Source organism: Streptomyces sp. NPDC050625 (genome assembly GCF_040654755.1).
Taxonomy (GTDB): Bacteria; Actinomycetota; Actinomycetes; order Streptomycetales; family Streptomycetaceae; genus Streptomyces.
The window spans coordinates 19,003-42,841 of the sequence record NZ_JBFAIQ010000019.1 but is presented as its reverse complement, the minus strand read 5'-3'; the positions used below and the strand labels follow the sequence as shown (position 1 = coordinate 42,841).

The 23,839-nt window shown below is 70.4% G+C and carries 25 protein-coding genes; 13 read left to right on the top strand and 12 right to left on the bottom strand.

All coding sequences use genetic code 11. The annotated features are described in order from the left end of the window. Position 1: 1 nt before the first annotated feature. The 5 genes from pstC to AB0I54_RS32170 all read right to left on the bottom strand — a co-directional run bounded on the left by pstC (position 2) and on the right by AB0I54_RS32170 (position 5,254). Positions 2-1,021: a phosphate ABC transporter permease subunit PstC gene (gene pstC, locus AB0I54_RS32190; protein WP_363299739.1), complete on the bottom strand. Its 1,020-nt coding sequence runs from the start codon at positions 1,019-1,021 to the stop codon at positions 2-4. A 227-nt stretch (positions 1,022-1,248) separates the two neighbouring features. Next, complete coding sequence (locus AB0I54_RS32185; RefSeq protein ID WP_363299738.1) at positions 1,249-2,694, bottom strand: HAMP domain-containing sensor histidine kinase; 1,446 nt, start codon at positions 2,692-2,694, stop codon at positions 1,249-1,251. After that, entirely contained in the window at positions 2,695-3,420 is a 726-nt protein-coding gene (locus AB0I54_RS32180) for a response regulator transcription factor (protein ID WP_363299867.1), read from the bottom strand. Positions 3,421-3,560: 140 nt separating this feature from the next. After that, entirely contained in the window at positions 3,561-4,151 is a 591-nt protein-coding gene (locus tag AB0I54_RS32175) for an FMN reductase (protein ID WP_363299737.1), read from the bottom strand. Then, the gene (locus AB0I54_RS32170; protein WP_363299736.1) at positions 4,148-5,254 is read right to left on the bottom strand and encodes an LLM class flavin-dependent oxidoreductase; all 1,107 of its coding nucleotides are present in this window, start codon (positions 5,252-5,254) and stop codon (positions 4,148-4,150) included. Before AB0I54_RS32170 ends, AB0I54_RS32175 begins: the two co-directional genes overlap by 4 nt. A 104-nt stretch (positions 5,255-5,358) precedes the next feature. On the opposite strand from AB0I54_RS32170, the gene AB0I54_RS32165 reads away from it, so the two are divergent. Then, positions 5,359-6,168 (top strand): helix-turn-helix transcriptional regulator, encoded by an 810-nt coding sequence (locus AB0I54_RS32165; protein ID WP_363299735.1) that lies wholly within the window; start codon positions 5,359-5,361, stop codon positions 6,166-6,168. Between the two features lie 76 nt (positions 6,169-6,244). On the opposite strand, the gene AB0I54_RS32160 is transcribed toward AB0I54_RS32165, so the two are convergent. Together AB0I54_RS32160 and AB0I54_RS32155 are read right to left on the bottom strand one after the other, a co-directional pair. Next, positions 6,245-6,742, bottom strand: coding sequence for a MarR family winged helix-turn-helix transcriptional regulator (locus AB0I54_RS32160; RefSeq protein ID WP_363299734.1), 498 nt, complete (start codon positions 6,740-6,742; stop codon positions 6,245-6,247). A gap of 79 nt (positions 6,743-6,821) precedes the next feature. Continuing rightward, a complete protein-coding gene (locus AB0I54_RS32155; RefSeq protein ID WP_363299733.1) occupies positions 6,822-7,268 on the bottom strand; it encodes a hypothetical protein in 447 nt (148 codons plus the stop codon). Between the two features lie 119 nt (positions 7,269-7,387). Between AB0I54_RS32155 and AB0I54_RS32150 the strand changes: the two genes are divergently transcribed. The 4 genes from AB0I54_RS32150 to AB0I54_RS32135 are packed head-to-tail and all read left to right on the top strand — an operon-like array spanning position 7,388 to position 10,025. After that, positions 7,388-7,726: a YnfA family protein gene (locus AB0I54_RS32150; protein WP_363299732.1), complete on the top strand. Its 339-nt coding sequence runs from the start codon at positions 7,388-7,390 to the stop codon at positions 7,724-7,726. A gap of 59 nt (positions 7,727-7,785) precedes the next feature. Further along, positions 7,786-8,562: an SDR family NAD(P)-dependent oxidoreductase gene (locus tag AB0I54_RS32145; protein ID WP_363299731.1), complete on the top strand. Its 777-nt coding sequence runs from the start codon at positions 7,786-7,788 to the stop codon at positions 8,560-8,562. Then, complete coding sequence (locus AB0I54_RS32140) at positions 8,562-8,756, top strand: hypothetical protein (RefSeq protein WP_363299876.1); 195 nt, start codon at positions 8,562-8,564, stop codon at positions 8,754-8,756. The genes AB0I54_RS32145 and AB0I54_RS32140 overlap by 1 nt, the downstream gene beginning before the upstream one ends. Positions 8,757-8,759: 3 nt before the next feature. Then, entirely contained in the window at positions 8,760-10,025 is a 1,266-nt protein-coding gene (locus AB0I54_RS32135; protein ID WP_363299730.1) for a tyrosine-protein phosphatase, read from the top strand. Between the two features lie 6 nt (positions 10,026-10,031). Here the strand turns inward: AB0I54_RS32135 and AB0I54_RS32130 are convergent, their stop codons facing one another. After that, positions 10,032-11,225, bottom strand: a complete 1,194-nt coding sequence (locus AB0I54_RS32130) for an RtcB family protein (RefSeq protein ID WP_363299729.1) — start codon at positions 11,223-11,225, stop codon at positions 10,032-10,034. Between the two features lie 204 nt (positions 11,226-11,429). Here AB0I54_RS32130 and AB0I54_RS32125 point away from each other — a divergent pair, with 204 nt between their 5' ends. From AB0I54_RS32125 to AB0I54_RS32115, 3 genes are all read left to right on the top strand, one after another. Next, positions 11,430-12,239, top strand: coding sequence for a DUF3558 domain-containing protein (locus tag AB0I54_RS32125; RefSeq protein ID WP_363299728.1), 810 nt, complete (start codon positions 11,430-11,432; stop codon positions 12,237-12,239). A gap of 169 nt (positions 12,240-12,408) precedes the next feature. Further along, a complete protein-coding gene (locus tag AB0I54_RS32120; RefSeq protein ID WP_363299727.1) occupies positions 12,409-13,281 on the top strand; it encodes a DUF3558 domain-containing protein in 873 nt (290 codons plus the stop codon). Positions 13,282-13,464: 183 nt separating this feature from the next. After that, entirely contained in the window at positions 13,465-14,739 is a 1,275-nt protein-coding gene (locus AB0I54_RS32115; protein WP_363299866.1) for a DUF2637 domain-containing protein, read from the top strand. An 88-nt stretch (positions 14,740-14,827) separates the two neighbouring features. Here AB0I54_RS32115 and lysS read toward each other — a convergent pair whose 3' ends face one another. Continuing rightward, a complete protein-coding gene (gene lysS / locus AB0I54_RS32110; protein ID WP_363299725.1) occupies positions 14,828-16,567 on the bottom strand; it encodes a lysine--tRNA ligase in 1,740 nt (579 codons plus the stop codon). A 132-nt stretch (positions 16,568-16,699) separates the two neighbouring features. Between lysS and argS the strand changes: the two genes are divergently transcribed. After that, positions 16,700-18,469 carry an arginine--tRNA ligase gene (argS, locus tag AB0I54_RS32105; protein ID WP_363299724.1) on the top strand — a complete coding sequence of 590 codons (1,770 nt, stop codon included), beginning with the start codon at positions 16,700-16,702 and terminating at the stop codon, positions 18,467-18,469. Between the two features lie 32 nt (positions 18,470-18,501). On the opposite strand, the gene AB0I54_RS32100 is transcribed toward argS, so the two are convergent. Next, positions 18,502-18,924: an ATP-binding protein gene (locus tag AB0I54_RS32100; RefSeq protein ID WP_363299723.1), complete on the bottom strand. Its 423-nt coding sequence runs from the start codon at positions 18,922-18,924 to the stop codon at positions 18,502-18,504. Positions 18,925-19,037: 113 nt separating this feature from the next. Between AB0I54_RS32100 and AB0I54_RS32095 the strand changes: the two genes are divergently transcribed. The 3 genes from AB0I54_RS32095 to AB0I54_RS32085 are packed head-to-tail and all read left to right on the top strand — an operon-like array spanning position 19,038 to position 20,870. After that, entirely contained in the window at positions 19,038-19,865 is an 828-nt protein-coding gene (locus tag AB0I54_RS32095) for a helix-turn-helix transcriptional regulator (protein ID WP_363299722.1), read from the top strand. Beyond that, positions 19,862-20,101: a DUF397 domain-containing protein gene (locus AB0I54_RS32090; RefSeq protein ID WP_363299721.1), complete on the top strand. Its 240-nt coding sequence runs from the start codon at positions 19,862-19,864 to the stop codon at positions 20,099-20,101. Before AB0I54_RS32095 ends, AB0I54_RS32090 begins: the two co-directional genes overlap by 4 nt. A 43-nt stretch (positions 20,102-20,144) precedes the next feature. Further along, positions 20,145-20,870, top strand: coding sequence for a DUF4253 domain-containing protein (locus AB0I54_RS32085; RefSeq protein ID WP_363299720.1), 726 nt, complete (start codon positions 20,145-20,147; stop codon positions 20,868-20,870). Between the two features lie 28 nt (positions 20,871-20,898). On the opposite strand, the gene AB0I54_RS32080 is transcribed toward AB0I54_RS32085, so the two are convergent. Next, positions 20,899-22,104, bottom strand: a complete 1,206-nt coding sequence (locus AB0I54_RS32080) for a PLP-dependent aminotransferase family protein (protein ID WP_363299719.1) — start codon at positions 22,102-22,104, stop codon at positions 20,899-20,901. Between the two features lie 272 nt (positions 22,105-22,376). Between AB0I54_RS32080 and AB0I54_RS32075 the strand changes: the two genes are divergently transcribed. Next, entirely contained in the window at positions 22,377-22,580 is a 204-nt protein-coding gene (locus tag AB0I54_RS32075; protein WP_363299718.1) for a hypothetical protein, read from the top strand. Here the strand turns inward: AB0I54_RS32075 and AB0I54_RS32070 are convergent. Next, a complete protein-coding gene (locus AB0I54_RS32070) occupies positions 22,523-23,830 on the bottom strand; it encodes a helix-turn-helix domain-containing protein (protein ID WP_363299717.1) in 1,308 nt (435 codons plus the stop codon). The genes AB0I54_RS32075 and AB0I54_RS32070 overlap by 58 nt on opposite strands. Positions 23,831-23,839 lie beyond the last annotated feature (9 nt).

The window sequence follows — 23,839 nt, the reverse complement described above, 5'->3', positions numbered from 1 at the left end:
CTCATGCCTCGCTCTGCGCGCCGGACCGGGAGCGGGCCACGATGGAGGAGGCGGTGAAGTTGACCGCCAGGGTGAGCAGGAACAGCGCCAGGCCCGCTGCCATCAGCGCTGACATTCCGAAGGTCGAGGCATCGCCGTAGTGCAGGGCGATGAGGGAGGAGACGGAGTTCGAGCCGGTCTGCAGGATGTGCGGCTGGATGGTGAAGACCGGCGAGATGATCAGGTACACCGCGATGGTCTCGCCGAGCGCACGGCCGAGCCCGAGCATCGTGCCGCCGATGATGCCGCCCTTGCCGTACGGCAGGACGACCGCGCGGATCATCCCCCAGCGGGTGGCGCCGAGTGCGTACGCGCCCTCCCGCTCACCGGCCGGGGCCTGTGCGAACACCTCGCGCATCACCGAGCACTGGATCGGCGCGACCATCAGCGCGACGACGATCCCGGCGACGAACGTGGACGCCGTGTAGACGCTGTCGGAGGCCAGCGGCTCGCCCGGCTGGGTGCCGTCCACCTTGAGGAACGGGATCCAGCCGAACCAGTCGGAGAGCCACCGGGACAGCCCGATGACGTGCTGCTGGAGGAAGAAGAGCCCCCACAGGCCGTACACCACCGAGGGCACGGCCGCCATCAGGTCGACCATGGTCACGAGGGTGCGGCGCAGCGGGCGCGGTGCCACGTCGGAGATGAACAGCGCGGTGCCCACGGCGAGCGGCACGGAGATCGTCACCGCCACGACGGCGATCAGCAGCGTGCCGGTGAGCACGGCCGCGATACCGAAGTTGTGGACGTCCGGCTGCCATTGGGCGGTCGTCAGGAACGCCCAGACGCCCCTGGTGCGCAGCGCCTGCCCCGCCCTCAGGAGCAGGAACAGCCCGACGGCCGCCATGATCCCGAGGACCACGACACCCGTGGCCGTCAACTGGAACCGGAAGATCCGGTCACTGAGCCCGCCGGCCGCCTGCGGCCGTTTGGGCACGGGTCTCGCGGGCTCCGGCCCGCCGAAGCCCTCTTGCGCGGACACCACGTGGGTCCCCCCAATACGGAAACGACTCTCCCCGCACGGCACCGACCGGTCGCCGCGCGTGGAGAGTCAATGGCCGGATCCTTGCGCTCCGACGCGTCGAACCTGGCTGGAGGATGAACGGTCCATGCCATTTCGGTGGGGGAGATGTGCGTGGCTGTGCCAGGCGGTGGCAGCCGAGGCTGCGGTGACGCCGCTCAGGCCCCCTCGGGCCCCCTCGGGCTCCCTCAGGCCCCGCCGCCCCGCGTGCCCCCGCTCGCGATCCCGCCGCCGACCGTGAACCCGATGACCGATCCGCCCCCCTCGCGCAGGAAGGCGAACGGTGCGCCGCCGTGGGCCATGGCCACCTCACGGACGATGGACAGGCCGAGGCCGGAGCCGGGCAGGGAGCGGGCGTCGGCCGCGCGGTAGAAGCGGTCGAAGATACGCATCAGGTCGCCGTCGGCGATCCCGGGCCCACGGTCGAGGACCTCGACGCGGACCGTGCCGTGCCGGCCGGGCCCGGTGACGTTGACCTCGATGGGAGCCCCGCCGCCGCGGTCGAACTTCGCCGCGTTCTCGACGAGGTTGGAGATCGCGCGCTGGAGCATGCCGGGCCGGCCGTCGGTGGACGTGTCGCCGCTCGCCCGCAGGACGATCTGCCGCCCGGTACGGCGCTTTGCGAGCCCCACGACGTCCTCGGCGATGTCGGCGAGGTCCACGCGCTGCGGCGGCTCGGTGTCGGACTGCCCGGCGGCGAGATCGACGAGTTCGTTGACCAGGTCGGTCAGCTCGCGCGCCTCCTGGCCGAGGTCGGCGACGAGTTCGTCCCGGGTGGCGGGCGGAAGCTCGTCGATCCTCCGCAGCAGCGAGATGTTCGTGCGCAACGACGTCAGCGGGGTGCGCAGCTCGTGCCCCGCGTCCTGCACCAGCCGGCGCTGGTCCTCCTCCGACTGGGCCAGCCGCCCCAGCATGCGGTCGAAGGCGCGGCCCAGGCGCCCCACCTCGTCGAGACCCGCCACGGGTACCTCGATGCCCAGCCGGCGGGTGCGGGCGACGTCCTCGGCGGCCGAGGTGAGGACGACCAGGCGCCGGGTGATACGGCGGGCCAGCCACCAGCCGAAGAGCCCCGCGGCGACCACGACGACGGCCATCAGCATCAGCGTCCGCTGCTGCAGCGCCCGCAGCAGGTCCTCGGTGTCGCTGAACTCCTGCGCGACCTGCACCGCGCCCCGCCCGTCGCCGAGCGACACGGTGGCGATGCGGAAGAGGTCCTCGCCGACCCGGACGTCCTTGTACTGGACGGTCCGGCCGGCCTCGCCCGCGGTGGCCGTGGCCCGGTCTCGGGCGGTGACGGGCAGCACGGGACTCCCGTGGTCGACGATCTGCCCCTTCGCCCCGAGCACCTGCACATCGGTACGGGCGGGCCGTACCAGATCGTGCCCCGGCCGCGAGGAGCTGAAGTCCTCCGGCACCATCTCGTGCTGCCGCACCTCGCCCTGCACGTCCTGCACGACCTGGGTGAACACCGACTGCTGGTCCACCCGCACCAGCCGCGCGGCGGCGCCGTAGGACAGGATGCCCACGAGGATGGTGACGACCGCGGTGACGGCCGCGAAGGACACGGCGAAGGTGGTGCGCAGCGACACGAGCTTGGGCCGGCGCCGGGCCGGCAGCCGCCTGAGGCGGCCCACTCAGTCCTCCCGGAGCACGTAACCCACGCCCCGCACGGTGTGGATCAGCTGCGGCGCACCGGGCTCGTCCAGCTTGCGGCGCAGGTAGCCGACGTAGACGGCCAGGTTCTTGGAGCCGGGCCCGAAGTCGTAGCCCCAGATCCGGTCGTAGATGGTGGAGTGGTCGAGGACGATCCCGGAGTTGCGGACCAGCAGTTCCAGCAGCTCGAACTCGGTGCGGGTCAGCTCCAGCTCCCGCTGGCCGCGCCAGGCCCGGCGGGCCTGGAGGTCCATGCGCAGCCCGGCGGCCTCGATCTGCCGGTCGGAGACCTGCGGCTCCCTGGCCAGGTCGCTGCCGCCGCCGTGGCTGTTTCCGCTGACCGCGTTCACCGGGCTGGTGCGGCGCAGCAGGGCGCGGAGCCGGGCGAAGACCTCCTCGACGTCGAAGGGCTTGACGACATAGTCGTCGGCCCCGGCGTCCAGGCCCGCGATGCGGTCGGCGGTCTCCACCAGCGCGGTGAGCATCAGGATCGGCGTGCGGTCGCCCTCGGCCCGCAGGACGCGGCACACCTGCAGCCCGTCGATGCCCGGCATCATCACATCGAGCACGAGCACGTCCGGCGGGGTGCGGTGGGCCTGCGCCAGTGCCTCCACGCCGTCGGCGACCGCCGTCACCTGGTAGCCCTCCAGGGTCAGGGCACGCTCCAGGGCATGACGGATGGCACGATCGTCTTCGGCGAGCAGCACATTCTGGGGCACGGACCCAGTCTGCCAAGGCCGGTGCCGGTTCGGCCGGGGCGAGCGGGCCTACGATCACCCTTTTTACCTGGCTCTCACCCTCACAGAGGCAACCCGGGGCGGGCCCCTACCGTCCTCTCACCGTCGGCTCAAGCACTGGCGAGCCGCGCGAGCTGATCCTCGAAGGGCACCACGTCCATGGCGCCCCCGGACTCCGGCCGGGCGGCCGACAGCCCGGTCATCAGCCGCGCCAGCTCCTCCGCCGCCCGCTCGATCCGCTCCGGCAGCCCTTCCGCGCCCCAGTCCTCCGATGCGGCGTACACCCCGGTCGGGACGACCACGGCCCGCAGATGGGCGAACAGCGGGCGCAGGGCGTGCTCCAGCACCAGGGAGTGACGGGCGGTGCCGCCGGTGGCGGCGATCAGCACCGGCTTGCCCGCGAGCGCGTCCTTGTCCAGCACGTCGAAGAACGACTTGAACAGTCCGCTGTACGACGCCGAGAACACCGGCGTGACGACGATCAGCCCGTCCGCCTCCGTGACGGCGTCCAGGGCGGCGGACAGGTCGCGGCCCGGGAAGCCGTTGGTGAAGTTGTGCGCGATCTCCACGGCGAGTTCGCGCAGCTCGACCACCTGGATCTCCACCGGTGCCTGCCGCTCGACGGCGGCGGCCAGCCGGTCGGCGAGCAGCCGGGTGGAGGACGGGACGCTCAGTCCCGCCGAGACGACGACGAGCTTCATACGGCGGTCACCTCGTTCTTCTCGAGGTTCTTCGGGTTCTTCGCAAGGAGGGACGCGTGGGTGGGGGCCTCGGGCACCTCGGCCGGGCGGCCCTTGGCGAACTCCTCGCGCAGCACCGGTACGACCTCCTCGCCCAGCAGGTCCAGCTGTTCGAGGACGGTCTTCAGCGGCAGTCCGGCGTGGTCCATGAGGAACAGCTGGCGCTGGTAGTCACCGGCGTACTCGCGGAAGCCCAGCGTCCTCTCGATCACCTGCTGCGGCGAGCCGACGGTCAGCGGGGTCTGGTCGGTGAAGTCCTCCAGGGAGGGCCCGTGGCCGTAGACCGGCGCGTTGTCGAAGTACGGCCGGAACTCGCGCACCGCGTCCTGCGAGTTCTTCCGCATGAACACCTGGCCGCCGAGCCCGACGATCGCCTGCTCGGGCCTCCCGTGCCCGTAGTGCGCGAACCGCTTGCGGTAGAACTCGACCATGCGCTTGGTGTGGTCGGCGGGCCAGAAGATGTTGTTGTGGAAGAAGCCGTCGCCGTAGTAGGCGGCCTGCTCGGCGATCTCCGGGGAGCGGATGGAGCCGTGCCAGACGAACGGCGGCACGTCGTCCATCGGCCGCGGGGTGGAGGTGAAGCCCTGCAGCGGCGTGCGGAACTTGCCCTCCCAGTCGACGACGTCCTCGCGCCACAGCCGGCGCAGCAGGGCGTAGTTCTCGATGGCGAGGTTGATGCCCTCGCGGATGTCCTGGCCGAACCACGGGTACACCGGCCCGGTGTTGCCGCGGCCCATCATCAGGTCGACCCGCCCGTCCGCCAGGTGCTGGAGCATCGCGTAGTCCTCCGCGATCTTCACCGGGTCGTTGGTGGTGATCAGGGTGGTGGACGTGGAGAGGATCAGCTTCTCCGTCTTCGCGGCTATGTAGCCGAGCATCGTGGTCGGCGACGACGGCACGAACGGCGGGTTGTGGTGCTCGCCGGTCGCGAAGACGTCCAGGCCGACCTCCTCGGCCTTCAGCGCGATGGCGACCATGGCCTTGATGCGCTCGCGCTCGGTCGGCGTGCGGCCCGTGGTGGGGTCCGGGGTGACGTCGCCCACGCTGAAGATCCCGAACTGCATGGTCGCTCATCCTCCAAGTCGTTGACAATTCAACTATACCCCTCCAACCGTCACCCCCTCCCGTGTATTCCGCCCCTGTCAGTGCCCCGTCCTACGATCGCGACATGGCCGCCCCCCGCCGTGACACCCGAGGCATCGTCGACGCCGCGGAACTCTTCGCGCGCGTGGACTTCCGCCGCCGTGAGCCCGCGGAGCCGCTCCGCCCCTACCTGGAGCACTACTGGCTGATCGACTGGGAGCTGAACCGGCCGTACGCCTCCCATGTCGTCCCGCACCCGTCCGTGAACATCGTCTTCCAGCGCTTCGAGGGGCAGGAGCCCTTCGCCGAGGTCGCCGGGATCGGGCTCGGCCTGTTCACACAGAAGCTGGAGGGCAGGGGCCGGGTCTGCGGGATCCAGTTCCGGCCCGGCGGCTACCGCCCCTTCGCCCCCGACCACCCGGTCTCGCAGTGGACGGGCCAACGGATCCGCCTGCCCGACACCGACCCGGCCCCCGTCCTCGCCCCCGACGACGAGGACGCCCGCGTAGCCGCCCTCGACGCGTACCTGCTCTCGCACGACCCCCGCCCCGACCCCCAGGCCGACCTGGCCATGGCCCTGGTCGACCGCATCCGCACCGACCGCACGATCCGCCGCGTCACGGACTTCGCCCGGTCCGAGGGCATGTCCGTACGCCTCCTGCAGCGCCTCTTCGCCGCGTACGTCGGCGTGGGCCCGAAGTGGGTCATCCTCCGCTACCGCATCCACGAGGCCCTGGAACACGCCGAGACCGACCACACGGTGGCCTGGGCCACCCTGGCAGCCGACCTCGGCTACGCGGACCAGGCACACCTGATCCGGGACTTCACGGCAACGGTGGGAGTACCCCCGACGGCCTACGCCACCAACCCGGCCACCTCAGCCACGACCCCCTGAGGAACCCGGCCTCCTCCGGCACGCGACCAGTACGACGCCGAGAACCAGGCCGCGGACGTACAGGACAGGGCCTGACTCAGGCCTGACCCCGCGCCTCCCGCAGCCGGGCGATCTGCTCCGTGCTGAACTCCACCGTCCGCCGCATGTGCCGCACGATCACGCCGAGTTCGACGTCGTCCAGGTCGGAGAAGAGCGCGGACCAGTCGCCGCCCAGCCGCTCCCACATCTGCCCGAACTCGGCGATCTTCTCCGGCACGGTCGCCACCAGCACCCGCCGCCGGTCGGCCGCGTCCCGCTCCCGGACCACGTACCCGGCCTTCTCCAGCCGGTCCACCAGCCGGGTCGCCGACCCCGTCGTCAGCCCCGTCAGCTCCGCGACCCGGCCCGTCGTCACCGGTCCCCGCTCCAGCGTGAGCAGATTCAGGCACTGCAGGTCGGTGGGGTGCAGACCGATGCTGTCGGCGACGGCCTGGTTGAACAGGGCGTAGGACGCCATGTAGCGGCGGGAGACCGTGGACAGCTCGGCCAGCAGCCGCGACCGCGCGGTACCGGTCCCGTTCGCGCTCCCGGACATGCCCTGCTCCCTTTCGTCTGCGCCGTGCAGAGATCGTACGACGCACCGGTCCCACCCCCGGCCGAACCTCCGGCCCCGGTCAGAAGGAGTACGCGTCTCCGGTGTTGAGCACCAGCACCCGCGCCCGGTCATTGCCCCGGTTGCGGTCCACCGTGCCACCGCTCCACTCCGTCTCGACCTCCAGCGTCACCTCCGGCGGGCTGTCCCTCAGCACCACGCCGACGTCGGTCGCCTGTCCCAGCCCGTCCGCGGGCAGCGCACCCGTCCCGCACACCAGTTCCCGCTCCCCCGTACGGACGCACCCGGCCGGCAGCCGCTGCCCGTCCGCGAGCGGCACCGACCAGGTCAGCCGCACGCTGGAGTCCGGAACGGCGGACGGCCCGTGGTTGGCCGGGGTGAGCCTGACGTACATCCGCTCCCCGGTCATCACCGCCGAACCGTGATACGACAGGTCGGCCTCCGGCGCACCGCCCGCCCGGGCGGGCCCGGCGACGGCGACCGCAACCCCGACCCCGACCGCAAGCACGGCCGGCACCGCACTGAACGCAGCAAACATCCTCGTCCTCACCATGTAGGGATGTATCCCACGCGAAGGCCCTAGCAGGCGCCATCCATCAGGTGACACGCACGTGCGAAGCTGCCCGCATGCTCATCCTCCGCTCCGCCGCCCTGTTCGTCGTCGCCGCGATCTTCGAGATCGGCGGCGCCTGGCTGATCTGGCAGGGCGTCCGCGAGCACCGCGGCTGGCTGTGGGTGGCCGGTGGGGTCCTCGCCCTCGGCGCCTACGGCTTCGTCGCCACCTTCCAGCCGGACGCCCACTTCGGCCGCATCCTCGCCGCGTACGGCGGGATCTTCGTCGCCGGTTCGATCCTGTGGGGCGTGGTCGCCGACGGCTACCGCCCCGACCGCTGGGACATCGCCGGGGCACTGATCTGTCTCGCCGGTATGGCCGTGATCATGTGGGCGCCGAGGAGCGGGAGCTGACCGCCGCCTACCCTGGTCGGAACGAACGTACGCACGCCCGAGGACCCGAGGAGCAGCCCATGGCCCCCGCAGCACCGCCCGCCGCCTCCCGCATCGCCGTCGTCACCGGTGCGAGCAGCGGCATCGGCGCCGCCACGGCCCGGGGGCTCGCACAGGCCGGCTACCGGGTCGTCCTCACCGCCCGCCGCAAGGACCGCATCGAGGCGCTGGCGGAGGAGATCGAGGCGGCCGGCCACTCGGCGACGGCGTTCCAGCTGGACGTCACCGACCGCGCGGCGGTCGACGAGTTCGCCACGGCCTTCAAGACCATCGGCGTCCTGGTCAACAACGCGGGCGGCGCGCTCGGCGCCGATCCGGTCGCCACCGGTGACCCGGCGCACTGGCGCACGATGTACGAGACGAACGTCATCGGCACGCTGAACCTCACCCAGGCCCTGCTCCCGAAGCTGGTGGCGAGCGGGGACGGCACCGTGGTCGTGGTGTCCTCCACGGCCGGGCTCGGCACGTACGAGGGCGGCGCGGGCTATGTCGCCGCCAAGCACGGCGAGCACGTCCTCGCCGAGACCCTGCGTCTGGAGATCGTCGGGCAGCCGGTCCGCGTCATCGAGATCGCGCCCGGCATGGTCAAGACCGACGAGTTCGCGCTGACCCGCTTCGGCGGCGACGCGGACAGGGCGGAGAAGGTCTACGCGGGCGTCGCCGAGCCGCTCACCGCCGAGGACGTGGCGGAGACGATCACCTGGGCGGTGACCCGCCCCAGCCATGTCAACGTCGACCTCCTGGTACTGCGGCCCCGCGCCCAGGCGTCCAACACCAAAGTCCACAGGGAGCTGTGATGAGCGAGCCTCAGGAGGCCGGCCCGGAGCTGGGCCAGGAGCCGGGCCAGGCCATGGACGTGTCCTTGGAGAAGCGCCGCCTGGCCCAGGAGACGAAGGACGAACGCCAGGTCTGGTACTTCCTCGCGTACTTCCTCTTCGGCATTCACTTCGTGGCGTTCGTGATGATCTACGCCGTCCGCCATGCACACTGAGGCGTGGACCGACACATAGCCTTCGAAGACCTGCACAACTTCCGTGACCTGGGCGGCTATTCGACCCCGGACGGCCGCCGGCGCATCCGCCCGGGCCTGCTGTACCGGGCCGACTCCCTGGGCAAGCTGGCCGAGGGCACGAAGGACTGGGACCGCTTCATGTCCCTGGGGATCGGCACGGTGCTGGATCTGCGCCACCCCTGGGAAGCCGAGGCCAGGGGCCGCGTCCCCGAGCACCCCTCCCTCGCGTACCACAACCTGAGCATCGAGCACCGCCCGTACGACCAGCCGTCCCAGTCCCCCGACACGGCCCCCGGCCCGTATCTCTCCGAACGCTACCTGGAGGTGGCCGAGGACGGGACGAAGGAAATGGCAGCGGCCCTGGAGCTGATAGCGGAATCGGCCGCCTCGGGCACCCCCCTGGTCTTCCACTGCGCCTCGGGCAAGGACCGCACGGGCCAACTGGCGGCGATGGTGCTGACGTTGCTCGGCATCGACGAGCCGACCGTCATCGAGGACTTCACCCTCACGGAACTCGCCTCCCCCGCTCTCCTGTCCGACTGGCGGCGCAGGAACGAGGGCCGCACCCCGACGTGGCCGTTCGTCGGCCGGGCCCCGGCACCGGTGATGCGCCTGTTCCTGACGGCCATGCGGGAGCGCTACCGCTCGATCGACTCCTACGTCACCGACACCCTGGGCCTGGACGCGAAGGCCCTCGCGGATTCCCTCCGCGCAAGCCTCCTGGAACCGGCCCCCACGTCCTGGCCCCCGCTGACCTACCGCAGGGCGACACCGGCCGACACCACCCTGCTGGTCCGCCTCCGCGACACGGCGGCCCTGTGGCAGCTGGCCCGGGGCATCGACCAGTGGAAGCCGGGCGAGAAGGACGAGGCCCACTTCCGCACCCGGATGCGCGAGGGCGAGGTCTGGCTGGCGCACACGGACGGCCACCTGGCGGGCGCCTGGGAACTCTGGTGGGACGACCCCGCGGCCTGGGGCCCCCGCCCGCCCGACGCCGGCTACGTCCACCGCCTGATGACCACCCCGCACACGTCCCCACCCGCCACGGGCCGCCACATGCTTAAGGAAGCGGAGTCCCGCATCAAGGCAACGGGCCGCCCCTACGCCCGCCTCGACTGCCTGACCTCCAACCCCCGCCTGCGCGCCTACTACGAGTCGGCGGGCTACACGGTGGTCGGCGAACAGCGCGCCAAGGACGGCGGATCGGGCAGCCCGTACGCGGTGACACTGCTGGAGAAGCGGCTGTAGGGCCGGTCAGCCCTTCACACAGATGAACTGCTTCAGCTTTGCCACGACCTCGACGAGGTCCCGCTGCTGATCCATCACCTGCTCGATCGGCTTGTAGGCACCCGGGATCTCGTCGACGACGCCGGAGTCCTTACGGCACTCCACGCCCCGGGTCTGCTCCTCCAGGTCCTTCGTCGAGAAGCGGCGCTTGGCCGCGTTGCGGCTCATGCGCCGGCCGGCGCCGTGCGAGGCCGAGTTGAAGGACTTCTCGTTCCCGAGACCCCGCACGATGTACGAACCCGTGCCCATCGAGCCCGGGATGATCCCGTACTCGCCGGAGCCCGCGCGGATCGCGCCCTTGCGGGTCACGAGCAGGTCCATGCCCTCGTAGCGTTCACGGCTCACATAGTTGTGGTGGCAGCTCACCTCGGGCTCGAAGGTCACCTTGGCCTTCTTGAACTCCTTGCGGATCACGTCCTTCAGGAGCGCCATCATGATCGCCCGGTTGTACTTCGCGTACTCCTGGGCCCAGTAGAGGTCGTGCTCGTACGCCGCCATCTGCGGGGTGTCCGCGATGAAGACGGCGAGGTCACGGTCGATCAGGCCCTGGTTGTGCGACAGCTTCTGGGCCACGCCTATGTGGTGCTCGGCGAGTTCCTTGCCGATGTTCCGGGAACCGGAGTGGAGCATGAGCCATACACAGCCGTCCACATCCGTGCACAGTTCAACAAAATGATTTCCGGATCCGAGCGTTCCAATCTGCTTCTCGGCGCGGTCGTGACGGAATTTGACCGCTTCAGCGACCCCGTCGAACCGCCCCCAGAACGCGTCCCACCCGCCGACGGCGAACCCATGCAGCCGGCCCAGGTCGACGGGCTCGTCATGCATCCCCCGCCCCACCGGAATCGCCTGCTCGATCTTGGACCGCAGCCGCGACAGATCCCCGGGAAGATCATTCGCCGTCAGCGACGTCTTCACCGCCGACATCCCGCACCCGATATCGACGCCCACCGCCGCAGGACAAACCGCCCCTTGCATAGCGATGACCGACCCGACCGTCGCCCCCTTGCCGAAGTGCACGTCCGGCATCACGGCCAGGCCCTTGATCCACGGCAGGGTCGCCACATTGCGCAACTGCTGCAGCGCGACGTCCTCGACCGTCGCGGGGTCGGTCCACATACGGATCGGGACCTGCGCGCCCGCCATCTCCACGTACGACATATCTTCCTCATTCCCCCGGATACCCAAGCAAAAGTCTTAATAGCAGCAAAACGCAAAAGCGGGGCCAAGGTCTACGAAACAGGACATGGGACCGGCGTCCACAGCAGTGCGTGCGATACACATTGTCTTCAGGGAGCGCCCCGCTGCGGCAAGCGATTAACCAGCGGGGACACTGGAGGACCCACCGTCGAGAGGAGCCCGCACGTGCAGCGGAAGGCATACGTAACCGGCACCGCCGCCCTCCTGGCGGCTCTGCTGGCCGGCTGCACCGGAGGCTCGGACTCAAGCAGTCCGACGGACAACGCGAACCCCGGCGAGCCCGGCACGGCCACCGTCGCCGCCCAGCCCGGCAAGTACCGCACGCTCCCGGAGGCCTGCGGCGCCGTGAGTCACGACACGCTCGACTCCCTGCTGCCCGGCATCAAGCAGATCACGGACCCGGACCAGCGGGACCGTGCGTACCGGGGCGAGGCGACGCTGACGTACGACACCGACCGCAAGGTCGGCTGCCGTTGGAAGGTCGAGTCCGCCGACGCCACCGATCATCTGCTCGTCGACTTCGAGCGGGTCGTGTCCTACGACAACGCGGTCAGCGACGACAACGAGGCCGAGCAGCTCTTCGCCACCAAGCAGACCGCGGCCGACCTGCCCGCACCCAGCGCGTCGACCTCCTCGCCCACACCCACGGCGTCGGCATCGGCGTCGGCATCGGCATCTGGCTCGACCGACCCCAGCCCGTCCTCGTCCGCCTCCACCGAGGCCGCCGCGACCGACCTCCAGCCCCGCACCCTCGACGATCTCGGCGACCAGGCGTTCCTCGACGACCAGCTGAGCAGCTCCGGTTCGACGGCCGAACAGCGAACGGTGACTGTGGTGTTCCGCACGTCCAACGTGATCGTGACCATCCAGTACGACGAGCAGCCGACGGCTCTCGGCACGGTCCCGGACAGCAAGGAAATGCAGGACAGGGCCCGGAATCTGGCCGGACGGCTGGACGACTCGCTCAACGGCTGACGGCCCCGCCGACCCCACCGGCGGCCGTCCGCAAAGGGCGTGAACCGGAACCGCACAGCTCACTCACCGCGTACCGTGGCCCCTCGGACCCGATCCGACCGCAGGAACCCCGAGCGTCATGAGTGAAGGAACCATGCAGCGAGCAGCCCAGCGAGACGACCGAGACGACATGCGTGACCAGCGTGACCGGCGAGCGGGGCGACTCCGCCGCGTCCTTGTCTGCGCGGCCGCGGTCCCCGTGGTGTTCGTCGCCGCCGGCTGCTCCTCGGACTCCGGCTCCGACGGCGGCGGCAGTGGCGGCGCCGGGCAGAGCGCGAGCGCCGACGGCTCCGGCAAGGGCTCCGCGAGCGCCTCGCCGACCGTGCAGGCGGCCAGGTACCAGAAGCTGCCGAAGGCCTGTGACACGCTCTCGGACAAGACTCTGGGCGAACTGATACCGCAGGGTTCGAAGTCGGGCAAGGAGGGCACTTCGGATGATGTCGACTCCCGTGCCAGCTGCTCCTGGAACAGCCTCGACAGCAACGGCGTGAAGGGCTCGCAGTTCCGCTGGCTCAACGTCTCCCTGCTCCGCTTCGACTCCGACGTCAGCCGCGGCTCGGGCGAGAGCCAGGCCAAGGCGTACTACACCAAGCAGGTCCAGGGCGCCCAGGGCGTGACCGGCGCCAAGAACTCGCAGTCGGTGCCGGTCTCCGGCGTGGGCAACGAGGCAATGACCGTGCGCTACGACCTGAAGAAGAAGGAAGGCAGCTTCAAGCAGACGACGGTCGTGGCGCGCGTCGAGAACGTCGTCGTCACCCTCGACTACAACGGCGCGGGCCTGGCCGGCGAGAAGACCCCGGACGCCACCGCCCTGACGAAGGACGCGCAGAAGGCGGTCAAGGAGGTCGTGGCCGCCGTGACCTCGGCGAACGGCACGGGCAGCGGCTCGGACGCGGGCACGGCGAAGCCCTCGCCCTCCAAGTCGGCGTCGAAGCCGACGGGCGGATCTTCGTCGAAGACCGCGAGCGCCTCTCCGTCGAAGTCAGCGTCCAAGAAGAGCTGACCGTCACACCTGGCACACAACTCCCAGCTCAGCCACGCTTTTCGCCGGAGCCCGGCCCCCTCGGGGACCGGGCTCCTGGCAGTCCGGCAACGCGTTCGCCGCACTCATGTGCCACCCTGTTGCGCGCAACAACACGCAAGGGGAGGGGAGTAACGGGTGGCCGCGCCACTGCAGCTGACTCGGATGCACCGCGTTCTCATCGGCGTGGTCGTGTCCGGCGCCGTGATCATCGCCGGCATCGGCTTCGCCGGGTCGTACGCCGCCGTCCGCGAGCTGGCTCTCAAGAAGGGCTTCGGGAACTTCTCCTACGTCTTCCCGATCGGCATCGACGCGGGCATCTGCGTCCTGCTCGCCCTGGACCTGCTCCTGACGTGGATCCGGATCCCCTTCCCGCTCCTGCGCCAGACGGCCTGGGTCCTGACGGCCGCCACGATCGCCTTCAACGGCGCGGCCGCCTGGCCGGACCCGCTGGGCGTGGGCATGCACGCGGTGATCCCGGTCCTGTTCGTGGTCGCCGTCGAGGCGGCCCGGCACGCGATCGGCCGGATCGCCGACATCACCGCCGACAAGCACATGGAGGGCGTCCGCCTCACCCGCTGGATGCTCTCCCCGGTGCCCACCTTCCTCCTGTGGCGCCGTATGAAGCTGTGGGAGCTGCGCTCCTACGAGCAGGTCATCAAGCTGGAGCAGGAACGTCTCGTCTACCAGGCCCGCCTCCAGGCCCGCTTCGGCCGAGCCTGGCGCCGCAAGGCCCCGGTCGAGTCCCTGATGCCCCTGAGGCTGGCGAGGTACGGCGTCCCGCTCGCGGAAACGGCCCCGGCGGGCCTGGCAGCGGCCGGCATAGAACCGGCACTGATACCTCCGGCGCCCACGGCCGACGTAGCTGCGGGCAGTCGTGCCGCTGGGGCGGCTCCCGTCCCACAGAAAGCGGCACCCCTGAGCGGGCAGCGCCCCGAACTGGACCGCGGCCCCGACGCCGGGCAACCAGAAACCCCGCCGGTCCAGGACGACGACCAGAGCCCCTGGTTCCACTCGGCGGACCCCCAGCAGATCCCCTACTACGGCGACTACGACCCCGCCTACGACCCGGACCAGCAGTACGCCCAGTGGTACGCGGAACAGCAGCAGGCCGAGCAGTATTACCAGGAACAGGGCCAGGAGCAGGAGCCGCAGCAGTACCCGGAACCCTCCGGGGAGGAGACCGGCAGCTTCCCCATCCCGGTGGGCCCGGGCCGCACCCGCGAACTGGGCGAGGGCGGCGGCTCCGAGCCGGACGAGGAGGCCTACTACCAGGTCTTCAAGCAGTCGATCAACGGCAGCTACCCGACCCCCCGCGAGTTCGGCGAGAACGTCGACGCGGAGTTCAGCATCGCCCTCCCGGTGGAGGAGGCCAAGCGCATGGTCAACCGCTTCACGAACCGCTACAACGCGGAGCTGGAAGAGGACCACATCGCATAGGAAGCCGTACGACGACCAGGAAGCCGTACGACGACAAGAAGAGGGGCCCTCGGCCGAGGGCCCCTCTTCTTCACATCACCGCGCCGTCCTACTCCCCGAGCAGGGCCCGTACCCGGTCCTGCCCCACCGCCAGCAGCAGCGTGGGCAGCCGCGGACCGGTGTCACGGCCGACGAGCAGGTGGTACAGCAGCGCGAAGAACGTCCGCTGGGCGGTCTTGATCTCCGGCGGCAGCTCCTTGGGCGTGGCGTCGGCGGCGAACCCGGCCTGGACCTTGGGCACGCCGTACACGAGGTGGGTCAGCCCGTCCAGGGACCAGTTCTCGGCGAGCCCGTCGAGCAGCAGCCGCAGCGACTGCTGGGAGGCCTCGTCGAGGGACTTCAGCAGCGCGACGTCCGGCTCCTCGCGCACGATGGTCCGCTGCTCGGCGGGCACGTGCGTGTTGATCCAGGCCTCGGCCTTGTCGTACCGCGGCCGGGCCTCGTCCAGCGAGCCGAGCGGGTCCGCCGGGTCGAGCTCGGACAGGATGCGCAGCGCCTGGTCCTGGTGGCCGGCGGTGATGTCGGCGACGGAGGCCAGCGTCCGGTACGGCAGCGGGTGCGGCGTCTTCGGCAGCTCGCCGCCCGCCGTACGCACCGCGCGCGAGTGCGCGGCGACGTCGGCCGGGAGGGCGGAGCCGTCGGCGACCTTGCCCTCCAGCTTGTCCCACTCGTCGTAGAGCCGCTGGATCTCCTGGTCGAAGGCGATCTTGAACGACTGGTTGGGCCGACGACGGGCGTACAGCCAGCGCAGCAGCTGCGGCTCCATGATCTTCAGCGCGTCGGCCGGGGTCGGCACGCCGCCGCGCGACGAGGACATCTTGGCCATGCCGGAGATGCCCACGAACGCGTACATCGGGCCGATCGGCTGCTTGCCGTCGAAGATGCCGACGATCTGGCCGCCGACCTGGAAGCTGGAGCCGGGCGAGGAGTGGTCGACACCGGAGGGCTCGAACACGACCCCTTCGTACGCCCACCGCATCGGCCAGTCGACCTTCCAGACCAGCTTGCCGCGGTTGAACTCGCTGAGCCGGACGGTCTCCGAGAAGCCGCACTCGTTGCAGGTGTAGGCCAGCTCGGTGGTGTCGTCGTCGTACGAGGTGACCGTGGTCAGGTCCTTGCCGCAGTTGCCGCAGTACGGCTTGTACGGGAAGTACCCGGCGGCGCCGGAGCTGCCGTCGTCCTCGCTCGCCGCGCCGGAGCCCTCCTCGGCCTCCAGCTCGGCCTCGTCGACGGGCTTCTGGCCCTGCTTCTTGGCCTTCGGCTTGGTCCGGTACTGGGCGAGGATCGCGTCGATGTCACCGCGGTGCTTCATCGCGTGCAGGATCTGCTCGCGGTAGACACCGGAGGTGTACTGCGCGGTCTGGCTGATCCCGTCGAACTCGACGCCCATCTCGGCCAGCGACTCGACCATGGCGGCCTTGAAGTGCTCGGCCCAGTTCGGGTACGCCGAGCCCTTCGGGGCGGGCACGGAGGTCAGCGGCTTGCCGATGTGCTCGGCCCAGGAGTCGTCGACGCCGGCGATGCCCTGGGGCACCTTGCGGTAGCGGTCGTAGTCGTCCCAGGAGATGAGGTGGCGCACCTGGTACCCGCGGCGCCGGATCTCGTCGGCGACGAGGTGCGGGGTCATGACCTCGCGCAGGTTCCCCAGGTGGATCGGGCCCGAGGGCGACAGCCCGGAGGCGACGACGACCGGTTTGCCCGGGGCCCGACGCTCCGACTCCTCGATGACCTCATCCGCGAAACGGGAGACCCAGTCGGTGGTCTCGGTGCTCTGAGCCACGTTCGGCACGTCCTCTTGTCCTGGAGCTCTTGGTGGACCTCCATACTCCCAGACCGACCCGCGACCGGGAAAACCGCTTTACCTCCCATGGGATACTGGCTGGGTCTATCCATCCCCACGAGGAGAACGGCACCCATTCCTATGGCCCCGGTCACGTCCCTCAGCGACTCAGTCCAGCAGCACCTCGCGACGGCACTCTCGGCAGCCCTGCCGGACGCCGGCTCCGCGGACCCGCTGCTGCGACGAAGCGACCGGGCCGACTTCCAGGCCAACGGCATCCTGGCGCTGGCCAAGAAGGCGAAGGCGAACCCGAGGGAGCTGGCCACGCAGGTCGTCTCCCAGGTCGTCACCGGTGACGTGATCAAGGACATCGAGGTCTCCGGCCCCGGCTTCCTGAACATCACGATCGGCGACAAGGCGATCATCGAGACCCTGGCCGCGCGGTACGCGGACACGGACCGCCTGGGCGTGCCGTACGCGGAGCGGCCGGGCACCACGGTGATCGACTACGCCCAGCCGAACGTGGCCAAGGAGATGCACGTCGGCCATCTGCGCTCCGCCGTGATCGGCGACGCGGTGGTCCACCTCCTGGAGTTCACCGGGGAGACCGTCGTCCGCCGGCACCACATCGGCGACTGGGGCACCCAGTTCGGCATGCTCATCCAGTATCTGGACGAGCACCCGCACGAGCTGGACCACAAGGCCGGCGACGTCAGCGGCGAGGAGGCGATGTCCAACCTCAACCGCCTCTACAAGGCCGCGCGGGCGATCTTCGACTCCGACGACGAGTTCAAGACGCGCGCCCGCCGCAGGGTGGTCGACCTCCAGGCCGGCGAGCCGCGGACGCTGGCCATGTGGCAGAAGTTCGTGGACGAGTCGAAGATCTACTTCTACTCCGTCTTCGAGAAGCTGGACATGGAGATCCGGGACCCGGACATCGTCGGCGAGTCGGGCTACAACGACATGCTCGCCGAGACCTGCCGCCTGCTGGAGGAGTCGGGCGTCGCGGTCCGCTCCGAGGGCGCTCTGTGTGTGTTCTTCGAGGACATCAAGGGCCCGGACGGCAAGCCGGTCCCGCTGATCGTCCAGAAGTCGGACGGCGGCTACGGCTACGCGGCCACCGACCTCTCGGCCATCCGGGACCGCGTCTTCAACCACAAGGCGAGCACGCTGCTGTACGTGGTCGACGTCCGCCAGTCGCTGCACTTCCGCATGGTCTTCGAGACGGCGCGCAGGGCGGGCTGGCTGAACGACGGCGTGACGACGCACCAGCTGGCCTTCGGCACGGTCCTCGGCAAGGACGGCAAGCCGTTCAAGACGCGTGAGGGCGAGACGGTCCGGCTGGAGGACCTCCTCGACGAGGCGGTCGAGCGCGCTACGGCCGTCGTCCGGGAGAAGGCCGAGAAGGTGGGCCTGTCCGAGCAGGAGATCGTCGAGAACGGCCGGTACGTCGGCATCGGCGCGGTGAAGTACGCCGACCTGTCGACCTCCGCGGTGCGGGACTACAAGTTCGACCTGGACCAGATGGTGTCGCTGAGCGGCGACACGTCCGTCTACCTCCAGTACGCGTACGCCCGTATCCAGTCGATCCTCCGCAAGGCCGGCGAGGCCCGCCCCGCCGCCCACCCGGAGCTGGAACTGGCGCCCGCCGAGCGCGCGCTCGGCCTGCACCTGGACCGCTTCGCGGAGACGGTCCTGGAGGTGGCGTCGGCGTACGAGCCGCACAAGCTCGCGGCGTACCTGTACGAGCTGGCGACGCACCTGACGAAGTTCTACGACCAGTGCCAGGTGCTGAGCGCCGAGAACGCCCCGGAGGTCGTGGAGAACCGCCTCTTCCTGGTCGACCTGACCGCCCGCACGCTCCACCGGGGCATGGCACTCCTGGGCATCCGGACCCCCGAGCGCCTCTGAGACGAGACGCACGAACTCGACGGCCCCGACGGTCACTGGTGACCGTCGGGGCCGCGGTCATTGGCGAACTCCGCCCACACCAGTTTCCCCAAGTCCCGCTCCCCCACCCCCCACTTGTCGGAGAGCGCCGCCACGAGCAGCAGCCCGCGCCCGCCCTCGTCCGCCTCCTCGGCGACCCTCGGCACGCCGGGCCCACTGTCGTGCACCTCGACGCGCAGCACCTCACCGTCGTACCGGAGCCGCAGCAGGAAGCCGCGCCCGGTCGGTACCCCGTGCACCAGCGCGTTGGTCGCCAGCTCGCTCACGCACAGCGACACGTCCTCGGCGCGTTCCCATTCGTCGAGTCCCCAGTACTTCAACGACCACCAGGTGAACCGCCTGGCCGCGGGCACGGATCGGCGGTCACGGCCGTAGAACTGGTCGCGCTGGTGGGGGAGTTCAGTTTCGACGTTCACGAGACGAAGGTCGCGCAGAGTGACTAGCGTGGATCACCGAGTGAGCCCGTACAGATTATTTGTACGGGTTCGTACGGGGTCGCGTAAGCGCACGCGTGGGGAGTTGGACCCGCATGAACTCCAGGAAGCTTCCGCGGAAGAAGAACCTCTCGGCCATGAAGATGCTGGGCGCCCAGCTCGCGACGGCGCGCCGGGCGGCCGGTTTCACGCAACGCGCGCTCGCCGAGCGGCTCATGGTGGACGAGGAGACGATCGCGTCGATCGAACAGGGCCGACGACCACTGAAACGGGACCTCGCCGAGCTGCTGGACGAACTACTCGACACCAAGGGCTTGTTGAGCGCGGGGGTGGACAACCTGCCGGAGATCGACCAGTTCCCGCTGTACGCCGAGCAGTACATGGCGCACGAACGGGAGGCCATCTCCCTGTCCTGGTACGACGCGCTGGTCGTCCCTGGCCTGCTCCAGACCCGCGAGTACGCCCGCGCGGTGCTTTGCGAGCGGGTACCGGCGTACGACGAGGACGAGCTCGCCACCAAGACGGAAGCCCGAGTGGCCCGGCAGGAGATCCTGCAGCGCAAGTGTCCGCCGACGATGAGCTTCGTGGTGTGGGAGCCGGTGCTGTATCTCTGTATCGGGGGCGAGAAGGTACGGCGGGAGCAGCTGCGCTGGCTGCGGAGCTGTGCCGAACTTCCGGGCCTGTCATTGCAGTTCCTGTCCATGCAGGCGTCCGCGCATGCGGGATTGGACGGCACCTTCACCCTGCTCGAAACGCCCGACCACCAGCTCCTCGCTTACACCGAGGGGCAGCGTGGCAGCCAGTGGGTCGCGGACCCCGACAAGGTGTCCGTCCTGGCACGTAAGTATGCGATGCTGCGGTCACAGGCCATGTCCCCTCACGAGTCGAAGGGCCTTCTCGACCGTCTGCTAGGAGAGCAATGAACGCACTTGAGTGGTTCAAGTCGAGCTACAGCGGCAGCGAGGGCGGGCAGTGCCTCGAAATCGCATACGCATGGCAGAAGTCGACCTACAGCGACGACGAAGGCGGGCAATGCCTCGAAGTCGCCACCTGCCCCCACACCATCCACATCCGCGACTCCAAGAACTCCCCCGAAGCAGGCCCAACCCTCCAGGTCACCCCGGACAGTTGGACCGCCTTCACCACGTCCCTCAAGTAGCCCCCGGGGGCCACTGTCAGTGCCTGCGCCTACAGTCACTGGCATGGCGACTCTTCCCAACCCGCTGCCCACACTGGCGACCGACCCGAGCGGCCGCTCGCTGGGGCTTCAACTTCCGCCTGGGCGTGTGATCGACGAGCTGCTGTGGTACGCCGACGGCCCCGCGGCGCTCAGTGGCTGGACCGCGCTCCAACGTGCCCCGCGGAAGGCCGGACTCCTCCCGCTGCTGATAGACGCCGGGGGTGAGCTGGGCGGCCCGGAGAACTGGGAGCTGCTCCCCGAGGAGACCTCGTACCCGGGGGACCACGACGCGGAGGAGGTGCTGGCCGAGGCGTGGGACGAGTGGCCCGGACTCGCGCCGGCCGGGTCGCCCGGGGCGGACCCGGAGGCGCGGGCGGCCGAGGCGGTGGCGGCTCTGCTGGATGCGGCTCCCAGGTCGGCGGACCACCGGCTGGCCCTCGTCCCGGCGCGCCGTTCCGCCGATGTCCCGGCGGCCTTCGGCTGGACCGGCCCCCTCAACTACGAGCCCGACGTGGCCCGCCTCTGTGCCGTACTGCGTTCCTGGGAGGACCGCTTCGGCGCGCGTGTCATAGCGCTCTCCTACGCCCGCCTGACCGTCTCGGTCGCGGCGCCGCCCACCACACCGGCCGAGGCGGAGGCACTCGCGGTCGAGCACTTCGCGTTCTGCCCGGAGGAGTCCGGGGAGGACCTCCAGGGCTACGCCAAGCGCCTGGTCGGCGCCCACACCTGGTCCTTCTGGTGGGACTGACCCGTGCTCCGGTGAGCCGCCCGCGGCTTCAGATGCCCAGCCCTCTGGCCAGTCTCCGCAGGCCCTCTCCGATCTCCTCGGGAGTCTGGGTCACGAAGCACAGGCGCAGGGTCGAGGGGTCGGGGGTAGCGGCGTAGAAGGGTGCGCCCGGGACGTACGCCACGTCCTGCTTCACCACCTGAGGGAGCAGGGCCGTGGTGTCGTACGAGTCGGGGAGGCGGGCCCAGAGGAACATGCCTCCCTCGGGGCGGTTCCAGGACGAGCCGTCGGGGAGGGCACCGGGGAGTCCGGCGAGCATGGCGTCCCGGCGTTCGCCGTACACCGCCCGGACCTTCGCCACATGGGCGTCCAGCACGTCCAAGTAGCGTGCCGCGGCCAGCTGGTTGAGTGTCGGGGTGTGCAGATCCGCCGCCTGCTTGGCGACCGCGCAGGCACGCAGCAGCTCGGCGGGGGCGCGCAGCCAGCCCAGGCGCAGGCCCGGTGCCATGACCTTGGAGAAGGAGCCCAGGAGGACTGTGCGGTCCTCGGCGCCGGGGTGGGTGGCTATCCACGGCACCCGCTCGCCCTCGTAGCGCAGTTCGCCGTACGGGTCGTCCTCGACGATCCACAGGCCGTGCCGGGCCGCCGTCGAGGCCACGGCCGCGCGGCGGGCGGTGGGCATGGTGCGGCCGGTGGGGTTCTGGAAGGTCGGGACGAGGTAGAGCAGCTTGGGCCGCTCGCGCCGTATCAGTTCCTCCAGCGCCGCCGGGTCCACCCCGTCGTCGTCGCCCGGCACGGCCACCACCCGCGCGCCCGCCAGCCCGAACACCTGAAGTGCCGCCAGATAGCAGGGGCTTTCGACCAGGACCGTGTCCCCGGGGTCGAGCAGGGCCGTCGAGAGGAGCGAGAGTGCCTGTTGCGAGCCGGTGGTGATCAGCAGGTCGTCGGGGGTGGTGGGCAGCCCTTGTGTGGAGATGCGGACCGCGAGCCCCGCGCGCAGCGTCGGCTCGCCCTCCGTCGTGGAGTACTGGAGCGCTCGCTCCGGGACCTGGGCCAGGACCTGGTGGAACGCGGCCGCGATCCCCTCACGGTCGAACAGCTCCGGTGCCGGCAGACCACCCGCGAAGTTGATCACCTCGGGGCGTGCGGTGACCGCGAGGATGTCACGCACCGGCGAGCCGCCGACCGTACGGGCTCGCGCGGCGAGCGGTGGGACGGGGGTGGTGGAGGAGGCAGCGGGCTCGGTGACGGTCATGGCAATGGCTCCTTCGGCAGGCTGCGCGTACGGGTCCGTGCCCGCAGCCTAGGAAGGTAGCTGCTGCCTACACCCATGATTCCGCGATCCGGACACGTCCGCACGTCCCGGAACGCCGTCCCAGAGGTCTTCGTTTCCGCAGGTAGGACGCGTGGTCCCGGTTCAGGCGTCCCGAATCACGCGCGGAAGGTGGCGAACGGACCGGATCTCCTCGCAGGCTGGGGGCACACCGAGCGCCGTTCCGCATCCCCCCTCGCGCCCAGGAGACCCCCATGCCCGCACGCCCCCTCGCCGCCGCAGCACTCGCGCTGGTCGCCGTGTTCACGCTCTCGGCCTGTCAGGACGGCCAGGGCATACGCGACGAGGGACCCTCCTCCTCGGCCTCCCGGCACGCTCCGGCGCACACCGGCGCGTCCTCTCAGGACTTGGTCGTCCCCTCGTCGACCCAGCCCGAGCCGCCCAGCGGGAACTCGTAGGCGGGCCGCCCGTTGTTGCCGCTCGTGCGGAACGGCCTGCCGTGGTCGTCGATCCGCAGCGTGCCGTGGCGGGCGCCGCTGGACCAGTTCAGCTCCAGGTACCAACTCACGTCGTACGCCGAGGCGTCGGCCCTGATGTAGTAGACCTCCGGGTCCGACTCGCTCACCTTGAACGGGAAGTTCCGGTGCCCGGCCTCCGGTACGACGGCGGGGCGCGCCGCGTCCAGGGCGACGGTGAAGGAACGGGTCGGGACGCCACCGCCGCAGCCGACGCCCGGATAGCCCATCGCGTAGTCGTTCCAGGCGAGGGGCGAGCGCTTGTCGCTGCGGACGGTCAGACTCTCGACGACCACGGTCTCCTTGCCGGTGCCCTGCACGGTGAGCGTGACGTACTGCTCCCCCGAGGAGACGGCACCGTGCGCGGCCACCCAGGCCGTCGCGTCGTTCTCGGTCGGCGGCGGGGCGACCTTCGTCGGGGGCCGGTCGATCAAGTAGCGCTGGTCGCAGGGGCTTTCCCAGGTATAGGGGTGGGTGGCGACGGTGAGGGGCGGTGCGGTGGCGCTCTCACCGGCCCCGGATGTGCCGCGGGCGCCCGGCTGATCCCGCTCGTCCGTCGCGGAGGACGAGGCGGAGGTGGAGGTGGAGCGCGAGGGTGCGGCGGACCCGGTGGCCGACTCGGACGGCGCTGCGGTGCCGCCCGGTGTCTTCGCGGAGTGTGCGCCGTCCGCGGTCCCGCCCTGTGCCGAGGCCGCCGCGACGGCACCGCTGTGCGTGCCGTCCGAGCCGTCCGACGAGAACTTCACCCCCAGCGTGACCGCACCGAGAACGGCGGCGACCGCGATACCGGCGACGAGGGCGGTGCGGGTACGGCGACGGGTGTCCGCACGGACCGCGGTGACCGGTTCCCGGGACTCCTCGGGCCTGTCCGGCTCCCCCGCCCCTTCGGGCTCTTCCGGCTCCCCCGGTACGGAGTCCGCCCGTGCCGGCTCCCCCTTCCGCCCCCGCATCGCGTCCGCCAGCACCCAACGCCGGTGCAGCTCGACCAGTTCCTCGGGCGCGGCCTTGCAGAGGCGGGCCAGCCGTTCCACGGGCGCGTAGTCCGCCGGTACGGCGTCCCCGTTGCAGTAGCGGTGCAGCGTCGACGTACTCATGTGGAGCCGCTTGGCCAGCACGCCGTAGCTGAGCCCCGAACGGTCCTTCAACTCCCGCAGCAGCTCGGCAAAGCCGCCGCCGACAGTGCTGTCCGGCACTGTTCCTCC